The following is an 11,671-nucleotide window of genomic DNA, read 5'->3' on the forward strand; positions in this document are numbered from 1 at the left end:
TCAGGCAAGGCGCCATCCGGGGCGGGAGCTTACCATTCTCACATTTTTGGGCTTGTTTTCAGGCCAATCTTGGTCGCGATTCTGCTAATATAACCGCCTTTATTATCTTCGGGCTCCCGCGCGCCTTTGGTCCGGTGCCCAGATGCTTTTGGGGATAGCTTTCCAAAACACGCTCCTTCGGCACATCCCTGTGACGCTTGGGCTCCGCCATCCATGGCTCCGCACAGTTTTGGAAAGCTATCCCCAAAAGCATCTCCAAACATCGTTCCTGGATTCAGGAAAGTCATTAAATTGTTTTCACACACGCTTTTATTGGAGGCAACGTGAGCATTTCCCGCGAGGACATCGAGAAAGTTGCCGTGCTCGCCCGTATCAAGGTCGACGGCGAGCAGGTTTCGGCTCTGGAGAAGGATCTGGGCAATATTCTGGATCTGGTGGATCAGTTGAGTGCAGCGGATACCGATTCCGTGGAGCCGATGGCGCATCCACTGGATGCCGTACAGAAGCTGCGGCCGGATGTGGTTACCGAGACCAATCAGCGGGAGGCGTTTCAGGCAATTGCGCCGGCGACCGAGGATGGGTTGTACCTGGTACCCAAGGTCATTGAGTGAGTTTTCGGGCCACTGACATTTCCGTGTAACCGGCAGGTTGTCTGACGATCACATATTTCGGGATTGATGATGCATAACAAATCCGTAGCAGAACTTTCCAGGGAACTGGAGAGCGGCAAGATTTCCAGTGTGGAGCTGACTCAGCAGTTCCTGGACCGTCTGAAGACTGAAGACGGCAAGTACAACAGCTTTATTACCATCTCCGACGAGCAGGCGCTGGCTGAGGCGAAGGCCGCTGATGAGATGCGCGCAGCCGGTAAGGCCACGGTGTGGACCGGGGTGCCGTTTGCTCACAAGGATATCTTCTGCACCAGCGGGGTTCGCACCAGCTGTGGTTCGAAGATGCTGGATAATTTTGTGCCTCCTTACGACGCCACGGTAACCGCCAATTTCAAGGCGGCCGGTGCGGTGTGTCTGGGCAAGACTAATATGGATGAGTTCGCCATGGGCTCGTCCAACGAGTCCAGCTTCTATGGCGCGGTAACCAATCCCTGGGGTCTGGCCAGTGGTGACAAGCGGGTGCCGGGTGGTTCTTCCGGCGGTTCCGCCGCTGCCGTAGCTGCGCGGCTGGTGCCGGCGGCGACAGGCACGGATACTGGCGGCTCTATTCGCCAGCCGGCATCGCTGTGCGGCATTACCGGGCTGAAGCCGACTTACGGGCGGGTATCCCGGTACGGGATGATTGCCTTTGCTTCTTCCCTGGATCAGGGCGGGCCGATGGCGCGTACGGCGGAAGATGCGGCGTTGATGATGAACGTGATGGCAGGCCACGACCCGAAGGATTCCACCTGCATCGACCGGGACGTACCGGATTACACCGCCACCCTGAACGAGCCGCTGAAAGGCCTGAAGATTGGCCTGCCGAAGGAATACTTCAGCGACCAGCTGTCTCCAGCCATGGAAGAACAGGTTCGCAACGCCATTCGCGAGTATGAAAAACTGGGCGCGACGGTGAAGGAAGTGTCTCTGCCCAACGCCAAGCTGGCCATCGCGGCTTATTACGTGATCGCGCCGGCGGAGGCATCTGCCAACCTGTCCCGGTTTGACGGCGTGCGTTACGGCTACCGCTGCGACGACCCGAAAGACCTGATGGATATGTACACTCGCACCCGGGCGGAAGGATTCGGCAACGAGGTGAAGCGCCGGATTCTGGTGGGAACCTACGCCCTGTCTGCCGGTTATTTCGATGCCTATTACCTGAAGGCCCAGAAAGTGCGCCGACTGATCCAGCAGGATTTCATCAACGCGTTCAAGGAAGTGGACGTGCTGATGAGCCCTGTGTCGCCAACGCCGGCGTTCAAACAGGGCGAGAAGAACACCGATCCGGTGTCCATGTATCTGGAAGACGTGTTCACCATCGCCATCAACCTGGCAGGCATTCCGGCCATGTCGGTACCGGCGGGGTTTGTCGACGGCTTGCCGGTCGGGCTGCAGATTATCGGGGATTACTTCTCCGAGGCCCGTTTGCTGAACGCTGCCCACCAATTCCAGCAGGTGACCGACTGGCACCAACGTGAACCAAAATAGGCCCGGATTAGGAGACGAACGCATGCAGTGGGATATCGTGATCGGGCTGGAAATTCACGTTCAGCTCGCCACCCAGACCAAGATTTTCTCCGGCTCCAGCACCGCCTACGGTGCCGAGCCCAACACCCAGGCCAACGCCGTTGACCTGGCCATGCCCGGTACCCTGCCGGTACCCAATGAGCAGGCCTTCCGTTATGCGGTGATGTTCGGCCTGGCCACCAATGCTGAAATAGGCCGCCGCTCGGTGTTCGAGCGCAAAAACTACTTCTACCCCGACCTGCCCAAGGGCTACCAGACCACCCAGCTGGCCGAGCCGATTGTCGGCCCCGGCTATGTGGACATCGACCTGGCCGACGGCAGCACCAAACGGGTACGCATTCACCACGCGCACCTGGAAGAAGACGCCGGTAAATCCCTGCACGAGGATTACCACGGCATGTCCGGCATTGACCTGAACCGGGCCGGCACGCCGCTGATCGAGGTGGTGACAGAGCCTGACATGAACAGCGCCGACGAAGCCGTAGCCTTCGCCAAGAAGCTCCATAGCCTGGTGACTTCGCTGGGGATCTGTGATGGCGATATGTCCCAGGGCTCCATGCGCTTTGATGTGAACATCTCCCTGAAGCCGAAAGGCTCTGACACCCTGGGCACCCGCACCGAAACCAAGAACCTGAACTCCTTCCGGTTCATGGAGCAGGCCATCGCCCACGAAGTGGAACGGCAGATGGATATCCTGGAAGATGGCGGCCGCATTGTGCAGGAAACCCGCCTGTACAATGGCGACCGGGACGAGTCCCGGTCCATGCGCACCAAGGAAGAAGCCAACGACTACCGCTACTTCCCCTGTCCTGACCTGTTGCCGGTGGAAATCGACGACGCCTTCATCGAAGACGCCCGCGCCCGCCTGCCGGAACTGCCCGACGCCCGCAAGGCCCGCTTCAAGGAGCAATACGGTCTGAACGACTACGACGCCGGTGTGCTGTCTGGCGACGCCAAGCTGTCTGCGTTCTTCGAAGAAACCGTGGAACACGGCAAAGACGCCAAGCTGGCCGCCAACTGGATTCAGGGCGAATTCTCCGCCCGCCTGAATGCCGACGAGAAATCCGTGGCCGAAGCTCCGATTTCAGGCGCACAACTGGGCGCACTGGTCACCCGCATTGCCGACAACACGGTTTCCTCTGCCGGGGCGAAGAAGGTCTTTGAAGCCTTGTGGTCAGGTGAGAACGACGACGTAGATGCGATCATCGACGCCAAGGGGCTGAAGCAGGTCTCCGATACAGGCGCTCTGGAAGCCATGGTCGACGAGGTGCTGGCCGGTATGCCAGATCAGGTGGCCCAATATCAGGGCGAGGAAGATCCTAAGAAGCGCAAGAAGATGCTTGGCGGCTTTATGGGGCCTTTGATGAAAGCGTCCAAGGGCCAGGGCAACCCCAAACTGTTCAACGAGATTCTTGTTCGAAAGCTTGGTGGTTAAGTTTTGGCTTTGGTGTGGGCCGTTTTGTTTCGGCCCTAGCCTGTTGAGTTTGGGGAGGGGTCGGTTTATTTATGACTACCCCACCGCATGTTGGATCGAGGGCTTGGCGAGGGACTTCTCCCAAAAATCTGGAGCGCCAGGGAAGGCGCGACGAAGCCCTACAGGGACGTATTCACGGGCGTTTTTTGGGAGAAGTCCCCCGCCAAGCCCCAGCCACCAACATCCAGCAGGCTGGGGCCGAAGCCCAAAAACCGCGACAGAAGTCAGACCAAGCGAGCCCAAAGGTCATGCTCGTCAGCGTGCTCCACAACAGCCTGCACAATCTGGCCAGGGACCAAATCGGTTTCGTCGTTCAGGTAAACCATGCCATCAATCTCCGGCGCATCCGCCTTCGAACGACCAATCGCACCCTCTTCATCAACCTCGTCGATGAGCACGTCAATCGTCCTGCCGATTTTCGCCTGCAAGCGGGCAGCTGAAATCTCAGCCTGCTTCGCCATGAAACGGGCCAGCCGCTCTTCCTTGATCTCTTCCGGCACGGCACCTTCCAGCTCATTGGCCCTGGCGCCCTCAACCGGGCTGTAGGTAAAGGCACCCACGCGGTCCAGTTGCGCCTCATCCAGCCAGTCCAGCAGGTACTGAAAATCTTCCTCGGTTTCACCGGGGAAGCCGACAATAAAGGTCGAGCGAATGGTCAGTTCCGGACAGATTTCACGCCAGGTCTTGATGCGCTCCAGGGTCTTGCTGTCGTGGGCCGGGCGCTTCATGGCCTTGAGCACTTTCGGGCTGGCGTGCTGGAACGGGATGTCCAGGTACGGCAGGATCTTGCCTTCAGCCATCAGCGGGATGATGTCGTCCACATGGGGGTACGGATAGACGTAGTGCAAGCGAACCCATACGCCCATCTCACCCAGAGCCTCACATAGGGACTGCATCTTGGTTTTCACCGGGCGGCCCTGCCAGAAACCGGTGCGGTATTTGATATCCACACCGTAGGCGGAGGTGTCCTGGGAGATCACCAGCAGCTCTTTAACGCCAGCGTCTACCAGTCGTTTCGCCTCATCCATCACATCACCGATCGGGCGACTAACCAGTTTGCCGCGCATGTCCGGGATGATGCAGAAGGTACAGCTGTGGTTACAGCCTTCGGATATCTTCAGGTAGGCATAGTGCCTTGGCGTAAGCTTGATGCCCTGCGGGGGTACCAGATCCACGAATGGGTCGTGGTCTTTCTTCGGCGGTACATACTGGTGTACCGCTCCCACAACTTCTTCATAGGCCTGAGGACCAGAGACCGCCAGCACACCTGGATGGGTCTCGCGAATCTTCTCCGCTTCCACGCCCATACAACCGGTCACAATCACCTTGCCGTTTTCGCTGATGGCTTCGCCGATGGCATCCAGGGATTCCTGCTTGGCCGCATCGATAAAACCACAGGTGTTAACCACCACAATGTCGGCATCGTTGTAGGTGGGCACGACCTCGTAACCATCCAGCCGCAATTGAGTCAGGATACGCTCTGAGTCTACCAGGGCTTTGGGGCACCCCAGGCTGATAAAGCCAACTTTTCCGCCCTGAGCAGTGTCTTGTATTTTCTCGGTCATAAAGTTCCGCAGGAATCCCGGAGCCTGGCTCCAAATGTGTGTAGGCGGCGATTTTAACTCACTGGGATATCATCTGCAGCTCTGCACTTCCCACATATGCCACCAAAAAACACGTATAAACGCGAAATGACGCACCAAAATGTGACGCCGTGTTCAGAAAGTTTTAATAAAGCTGCAACAATATACGCACTTACCTTGCTGATTACTTTTTAAGCAGCTACAATTTCAAGCGCTTAAGCGTTCTTCTGGAAGGCAATTATGGGAAAGGCAACGTCGTTCGATACTACTCGCGCCAGAAAAATTAAAATGAAACCTGCACCCGCTAAACAGAATCTCAGAAATCAGCAGCGAGTCGATGTGTCGACCGAGATTACTGTTGAGAAAAGCGACGGCTGCTGCCTGACCTGCAAGGTCTCTAACCTGTCACGTGCCGGTGTTATGATTTCCTGTGATCAGGACGTTGTTCAACAGCTCATTCCCGGCATGCGTGCGCCGGCCCCCGGTCACTGGATTGGCGTGAAAACCCGTTTCACCGTGCCTGTGCTTCCAACGCAACCAGTCACTGTGCTTGCAGATGGCAATATCGTGCACATGCGACGCATTTCAAGAAATGAATTTCAGATCGGTATCCAGTTCAGCGAATTTGAGGGCAACGGTTTCGATTACGTAGACCGCTATGTCGCCAAGCTGCTGGCCGATGCCCGAAAAGCAATGCACGCCCCCCACTGAAACCACCGACACCTGCTCGGTGCCCCCGGAGTCCCTGGCACAAGGGATTCGGCGCCATATTATTAGAACTTAAAATTCTTACCAGAAATCTTCTTATACCCTGCCGCCGCCTGATATAGTTGGTCAACCGATTTACAGCCATCACACAGCCCCTGCGGCAATGGATGACCATGACCACATACAACCTCACTCATCTCAAACAGCTGGAAGCCGAAAGCATCCACATAATCCGGGAAGTGGCGGCCGAGTTCGACAACCCGGTCATGCTCTATTCCATCGGCAAAGATTCTGCCGTGATGCTGCACCTTGCCCTGAAGGCCTTCTACCCTGGGAAGCTGCCTTTTCCGTTACTGCATGTTGATACCACATGGAAATTCCGAGAGATGATTTCGTTCCGGGACAACGTGGCGGAGAAGTTTGACCTCGACCTGATTGTGCACATCAACGAAGAAGGCGTGAAGCAGGGTGTCGGACCCTTCACCCACGGCAGCGCCAAGCACACCGACATCATGAAAACCCAGTCCCTGAAGCAGGCCCTGAACAAGTACAAGTTCGACGCCGCATTCGGGGGCGCCCGCCGGGATGAGGAAAAATCCCGCGCCAAGGAGCGGGTATACTCCTTCCGCGACGAGCACCACCGGTGGGACCCGAAGAACCAGCGCCCGGAGCTCTGGAACATCTACAACGGCAAGGTTAACAAAGGCGAGAGCATTCGTGTGTTCCCGCTCTCCAACTGGACCGAGCTGGATATCTGGCAGTACATCTACCTTGAAAACATCGATATCGTACCGCTGTATTACGCGGCGGTGAGACCAGTGGTAGAACGCGATGGCACCCTGATTATGGTGGACGACGACCGCATGCCGCTGAAAGAAGGCGAGAAGCCTATGATGAAGTCAGTGCGCTTCCGTACGCTGGGCTGCTACCCGCTGACCGGCGCCATTGAATCCGAGGCCAACACCCTGCCCGACATCATCCAGGAAATGCTGCTGGCCACCAGCTCAGAGCGGCAAGGAAGGGTCATTGACCACGATTCAGCCGGCTCCATGGAACAGAAAAAGCGGGAAGGGTACTTCTGATATGTCACACCAGTCTGATTTGATCGCCGACGATATTCTGGCTTACCTGAAGCAGCACGAGAACAAGGAACTCCTGCGCCTGCTCACCTGCGGCAGCGTGGATGACGGCAAGAGCACGCTGATTGGCCGGCTGCTGCACGACACCAAGATGATCTACGAAGATCATATGGCAAGCCTGAAGACTGACAGCGCCAAGATGGGCACCACCGGTGAGAAGCTGGACCTGGCCCTGCTGGTGGACGGCCTGCAGGCCGAACGGGAACAGGGCATCACCATCGATGTAGCCTACCGCTATTTCAGCACCGACAAGCGCAAATTCATCATCGCCGACACCCCGGGCCATGAGCAGTACACCCGCAACATGGCCACCGGCGCCTCCACCGCGCAACTGGCGATCCTGATGATTGATGCCCGCCACGGCGTGATGACCCAGACCCGCCGGCACTCCTTCATCGCCTCCTTGCTGGGCATTCGCCACATTGTGGTAGCGGTAAACAAGATGGACCTGGTGGACTTCAGTGAAGATCGCTTTAACGAGATCCGTGAAGACTACCTGGCGTTCGCCAACAAATTGGGCCTGAAAGATATCCGCTTTGTGCCGATCTCCGCCCTGGATGGCGACAACGTGGTGAACAAGAGCGACAACACGCTCTGGTTTACCGGCCAGCCGCTGATGGAAATCCTGGAAACAGTGGAAGTTTCCCGGGACAAGAATCTGGAACACTTCCGCTTCCCGGTGCAATACGTCACCCGCCCCAACCTGAACTTCCGGGGCTTCTGCGGCACCATCGCCTCGGGCGTTATTCGCCCGGGCGACACGGTGATGGCCCTGCCCTCACGCCGCACCAGTAAGGTCAAGGAAATCGTCACCTTCGACGGCAACCTGAGCGAGGCCTACATCGACCAGGCGGTCACCCTGACCCTGGAAGATGAAATCGACATCAGTCGCGGGGATATGCTGGTAAAGGCAGAAGACGAGCCCGAGGTGCACAACCGGTTCAATGCCAACATTGTGTGGATGACCGACGCGCCGCTGGAAACCGGCCGCCTCTACGACATCAAGCTGGGGCCCACGTTTACCTCCGGCACGGTGAAGAGCATTCATCACCAGACCGACGTAAACACCCTGGAACAGAACCCGAACCCAAGCAAGCTTCAGCTGAATGAAATCGGCCTGTGCGAGCTAACCCTGAACCAGCCCATCGCGTTTGACGCCTACCAGCGCAACCACGCCACTGGCAGCTTCATCGTCATCGACCGGCTGACCAACGTAACCGTTGGCGCCGGCATGATTGCAGGCCTGACCGATGGCCTGGACTCCCTGGACCCGGTTACAGTGGAAGAGCGCGAGCGCCGCCTGGCGCAGAAGCCGGCGATCATCGCCTGCACCGGCAAGCAGGCCCCGCAACTGGCCCTGGCCGTGGAGCGGGCGCTGTTTGACCAAGGCAAGACGGCGGTCGTGGTGACGGAAGAAAACACCGGTGACGCCGACGAACGCCGCCGCGTAGCCCAGCTGCTGACCTCCCACGGCCTGGTGGCTGTGGCCGTAAACCTCGGGTCTGACATTGCCAATGCCAGCGTTTCAGCTGATTCGGAGGCGGATATTCCGGCTGCCGTTGCGGGGCTTCTGCAGGAGTTGGCTCGGAGTCAGCGGATTTAGCTTCGGAGACTGACCTGAGGTATTGATTCCCATACCTTGGCGGGCGGGCTTGCCGGGGTGGGGAGGATTTTTCTTTGGAAAAACAACTCGCTTCGCTCAGACATCTTTTTCCGGCAGAAAAACCCTCCCCCACCCCAGCGCCGACAGAGATTTGGAGTGGTACACTGAAAGAAAGTTTTCAGGTATGGAGCGGAAGGATGACTGCTATTAATCAGATGACTGATATTGAGAAAATCCAGGCTATGGAACAGCTTTGGCAGTCGTTGACTGTGAATAATCAGATGCCCGAACCGCCGGAATGGCACGGCAGGATACTCGCAGAGCGGGCTCAAGCCATTGAAGAAGGTAAGACTCAATACACCTCTCTTGCAGCCATGAAGGAGCGCGGTCCACTACGATGAAACACAGGGAAGTAAGGCTCACGGATGGAGCACTTAAAGACATCGACAACGCTGTAAGCTTCTACAACCAAATTGAGTACGGGCTCGGCCGATATTTCTTCGATTCAATCCTTACTGATATAGAGTCACTCGAATTCTTTGGTGGACTCCATCAGCAGCATTTTGGCCACTACGCGAGCCCCGCAAAACGCTTCCCTTTCGTTATTTATTACAAGGTTGACGAAATATTCGTCGATGTTCGCGCCGTTCTCGACACACGAAAAAATCCTGCAAATTCAGCCCAACGCCTCAAAAGATAGCCATCGAAACCAGGACAAGGATATGCCGGTCGTGGGGTGGTGGTTTATTTTTCTGCCGGAAAAAGATGTCTGAGCGAAGCGAGTTGTTTTTCCAAAGAAAAATAAACCACCACCCCGCGACCCGCCCCCAATCTGGAAAGCTAAAAATGAATCCCACACCAATCCATGGCAAAATCCCCCGCCATCAGAGTTAACCACAGGAGCTGAACACCATGGCCATCAAACACCTGCGCACCGCCTTCGCCAGCCAGTACCAGCCGGGCCAGCCCGCCCGCCTTGTTGCCGGCGAGGCTCAGCAGGAGCCCGGTGGCGATTACGAAGCCCTGCACAAGCAGATGAAGCGCCTGTTCAACAGCAAGCCCGGCAAGAAATACGGCCGCTTTTCGGACGACATCGGCGAATGCCCCTTCAGCGCCTGGTTAAAAGACTACCTGGAAGACAAACAAACCTTCGCCGCCATGACCGACCGCCTGTTCGGCCAGTGGCAGGAACTGCTCAACGGCAGCCAGGAGGAATTCGACGGCCACCTGATGGTGGTGCATGACGCCCTGGCAGATTCGGAAGTGGTGTACCTGTTCATCCTCGAAACCGACGGCGCCATGCGATTTGACGGCAGCCAGAAACTGGACTCAACGGACGTGTTGAGCCTGTCACGCCTGAACCTGGCGGTTCGAATCGAGCTGGATGAATGGCGCAACGAGAACACCAGCGATAACTACATGACGGTGGTTCATGCCCGCGGCACCGGAGACCCCGGCGAGCTATTCCTTCGCCTTTGCGCCTTCACCAACAGCGTGGATGTGGAAAAGGAAACCATGACCTTCCTGGACGCGGTAGAAGCCTTCGCCAAATCCAGCGAACCGGAAAAAGCCGGTGAAGTCCGTGCCAAAGCCTACGAGTTCTGCAAAGACCAGCATGCCCTGGGCGAACCGGTAGCCATCGAGGCCCTGTCCAACTACCTGGACGAAAGCCAGCCCGAGCGTTTCAAAGAATTCGCCAGCAAGAACGCAGAAATGCCCGAAACCGGCGTGCTGCACCCGGACCATCGCAAGGTCAAGAAACTGGTGCGTATTGCCGGCTCTGGTGGAGGTATGAGTGTGTCATTCTCTTCAGATCTGGTGAACCAGGCGGTGTACTACGACCGTGACAAAGATGCCTTGACCATCACCCGACTGCCCAAGGCTTTGCGGGAGCAGTTGCAGCGGTATCTGGAAGCACGGGAGGACTGAGTGTTGTTTTCCTAGCCTGAGAATATTGGGGCGGGTTGCGGGGTGGGTGAATCTTTTTTCTTTGGAAAAACAACTCGCTTCGCTCAGACATCTTTTTCCGGCAGAAAAAGACATCCCCACCCCGCACCGGCATAACATTGTTGCTGACGTCCGTTAGGACTCGTTTGCTTCTATGTTTTCTGGTTGCTCGTCCCATCTGGGGCGATTGGCCCTTATTTTTCTGACTTCCTGCATCCAGCCTACTCCGTCGATCAGTTCGCCGGTTTCGTGGTCGATTGGCGGATACGGCAGATTGCGGTCGTCGCAGTAGCGCTTAACCGTCGGCTGGCACCAGCAGAACAGCAGGCGGTTGTATTCCTCATCCGGCATCCGCCGCTGGTCAAACATACCCGCCAGCTTCCGCTGACGCTGGGCCTCGGAAAGGATAATCGAACAGGCTGAAGACACATTCAGCGACTCCACCATCCCCATCATCGGAATCACAATATGCTCATCCGCCTGCTCGGCGGTCACCGGGTTCACGCCATCCACCTCGTTACCCATGATAATCGTGCACGGCACGGTGTAATCCACCTCCCGAAAATCCACCGCCCGGCCTGACAACTGCGCGGCATACAGCTTGTGGCCCTGAGCTTTCAGCTCCGTCACCGCGTTGTCCATGGTGGGATGGGTATGCGTCGTCACCCAGTGAAAACTGCCACCGGCTGTCTTACGAAATGCCCGAAAACCCTCCTTGGGCCAAACCACATGCATATTGGCCAGGCCAAAGGCATCACAGGACCGGATGATGGCCGACAGGTTTCTGGGTTTGTGCACCTGATCCGTCAACACCCGCAGGTCGGGTTGGCGGGTGTTGAGGACTTGTTTGATTCGGGCGAGGCGTTCGGGGGTCATCGTTTCGTTCACTCTATTGCGATTTCGCCAGACCCACACCATGTCTCACTTTGCGTGGAATCCAGCACTTATGTTCGGGGAGGGTTGTGGCAGTGGCTTTCCTAAACCTTGCGGAGCCATGGATGGCGGAGCAGAGCGTACAGGGAAGTATTCACAGCGTGTTT

At 57.0% G+C, this 11,671-nt stretch carries 11 protein-coding genes; 9 read left to right on the plus strand and 2 right to left on the minus strand.

What is annotated here, in order from left to right:
- Positions 1-323: 323 nt before the first annotated feature.
- The 3 genes from gatC to gatB all read left to right on the plus strand — a co-directional run bounded on the left by gatC (position 324) and on the right by gatB (position 3,612).
- Positions 324-611 (plus strand): Asp-tRNA(Asn)/Glu-tRNA(Gln) amidotransferase subunit GatC, encoded by a 288-nt coding sequence (gatC, locus tag RVM24_RS10280; RefSeq protein WP_058092033.1) that lies wholly within the window; start codon positions 324-326, stop codon positions 609-611.
- Between the two features lie 66 nt (positions 612-677).
- Entirely contained in the window at positions 678-2,138 is a 1,461-nt protein-coding gene (gene gatA, locus RVM24_RS10285) for an Asp-tRNA(Asn)/Glu-tRNA(Gln) amidotransferase subunit GatA (RefSeq protein ID WP_431475366.1), read from the plus strand.
- Positions 2,139-2,160: 22 nt separating this feature from the next.
- The gene (gene gatB, locus RVM24_RS10290; RefSeq protein ID WP_431475367.1) at positions 2,161-3,612 is read left to right on the plus strand and encodes an Asp-tRNA(Asn)/Glu-tRNA(Gln) amidotransferase subunit GatB; all 1,452 of its coding nucleotides are present in this window, start codon (positions 2,161-2,163) and stop codon (positions 3,610-3,612) included.
- A gap of 263 nt (positions 3,613-3,875) precedes the next feature.
- On the opposite strand, the gene rimO is transcribed toward gatB, so the two are convergent.
- Positions 3,876-5,216, minus strand: a complete 1,341-nt coding sequence (gene rimO / locus RVM24_RS10295; RefSeq protein WP_286922217.1) for a 30S ribosomal protein S12 methylthiotransferase RimO — start codon at positions 5,214-5,216, stop codon at positions 3,876-3,878.
- 306 nt (positions 5,217-5,522) lie between these two features.
- On the opposite strand from rimO, the gene RVM24_RS10300 reads away from it, so the two are divergent.
- The 6 genes from RVM24_RS10300 to RVM24_RS10325 all read left to right on the plus strand — a co-directional run bounded on the left by RVM24_RS10300 (position 5,523) and on the right by RVM24_RS10325 (position 10,613).
- Positions 5,523-5,945, plus strand: a complete 423-nt coding sequence (locus RVM24_RS10300) for a PilZ domain-containing protein (RefSeq protein ID WP_058092225.1) — start codon at positions 5,523-5,525, stop codon at positions 5,943-5,945.
- Positions 5,946-6,109: 164 nt separating this feature from the next.
- A complete protein-coding gene (gene cysD / locus RVM24_RS10305) occupies positions 6,110-7,024 on the plus strand; it encodes a sulfate adenylyltransferase subunit CysD (RefSeq protein ID WP_286250991.1) in 915 nt (304 codons plus the stop codon).
- A gap of 1 nt (position 7,025) precedes the next feature.
- A complete protein-coding gene (cysN, locus tag RVM24_RS10310; protein ID WP_431475368.1) occupies positions 7,026-8,684 on the plus strand; it encodes a sulfate adenylyltransferase subunit CysN in 1,659 nt (552 codons plus the stop codon).
- A 74-nt stretch (positions 8,685-8,758) separates the two neighbouring features.
- Positions 8,759-9,085, plus strand: coding sequence for an addiction module protein (locus RVM24_RS10315; RefSeq protein ID WP_431475369.1), 327 nt, complete (start codon positions 8,759-8,761; stop codon positions 9,083-9,085).
- Complete coding sequence (locus RVM24_RS10320; RefSeq protein WP_431475370.1) at positions 9,082-9,384, plus strand: type II toxin-antitoxin system RelE/ParE family toxin; 303 nt, start codon at positions 9,082-9,084, stop codon at positions 9,382-9,384. The genes RVM24_RS10315 and RVM24_RS10320 overlap by 4 nt, the downstream gene beginning before the upstream one ends.
- Before the next feature lie 212 nt (positions 9,385-9,596).
- Positions 9,597-10,613, plus strand: a complete 1,017-nt coding sequence (locus RVM24_RS10325) for a nucleoid-associated protein (RefSeq protein WP_374812266.1) — start codon at positions 9,597-9,599, stop codon at positions 10,611-10,613.
- Between the two features lie 153 nt (positions 10,614-10,766).
- On the opposite strand, the gene trmH is transcribed toward RVM24_RS10325, so the two are convergent.
- Positions 10,767-11,507 (minus strand): tRNA (guanosine(18)-2'-O)-methyltransferase TrmH, encoded by a 741-nt coding sequence (gene trmH / locus RVM24_RS10330; protein WP_431475371.1) that lies wholly within the window; start codon positions 11,505-11,507, stop codon positions 10,767-10,769.
- Positions 11,508-11,671 lie beyond the last annotated feature (164 nt).

The organism is Marinobacter sp. KM021, from assembly GCF_050707965.1.
GTDB lineage: Bacteria > Pseudomonadota > Gammaproteobacteria > Pseudomonadales > Oleiphilaceae > Marinobacter > Marinobacter shengliensis.

What these genes read in the sequence shown, in the direction of transcription:
- gatA (WP_431475366.1), top strand. Translation starts at nt 678, where the DNA reads ATGATGCATAACAAATCCGTAGCAGAACTTTCCAGGGAACTGGAGAGC.
- gatB (WP_431475367.1), top strand. Translation starts at nt 2,161, where the DNA reads ATGCAGTGGGATATCGTGATCGGGCTGGAAATTCACGTTCAGCTCGCC.
- rimO (WP_286922217.1), bottom strand. Translation starts at nt 5,216, where the DNA reads ATGACCGAGAAAATACAAGACACTGCTCAGGGCGGAAAAGTTGGCTTT.
- RVM24_RS10300 (WP_058092225.1), top strand. Translation starts at nt 5,523, where the DNA reads ATGAAACCTGCACCCGCTAAACAGAATCTCAGAAATCAGCAGCGAGTC.
- cysD (WP_286250991.1), top strand. Translation starts at nt 6,110, where the DNA reads ATGACCATGACCACATACAACCTCACTCATCTCAAACAGCTGGAAGCC.
- cysN (WP_431475368.1), top strand. Translation starts at nt 7,026, where the DNA reads ATGTCACACCAGTCTGATTTGATCGCCGACGATATTCTGGCTTACCTG.
- RVM24_RS10320 (WP_431475370.1), top strand. Translation starts at nt 9,082, where the DNA reads ATGAAACACAGGGAAGTAAGGCTCACGGATGGAGCACTTAAAGACATC.
- RVM24_RS10325 (WP_374812266.1), top strand. Translation starts at nt 9,597, where the DNA reads ATGGCCATCAAACACCTGCGCACCGCCTTCGCCAGCCAGTACCAGCCG.
- trmH (WP_431475371.1), bottom strand. Translation starts at nt 11,507, where the DNA reads ATGACCCCCGAACGCCTCGCCCGAATCAAACAAGTCCTCAACACCCGC.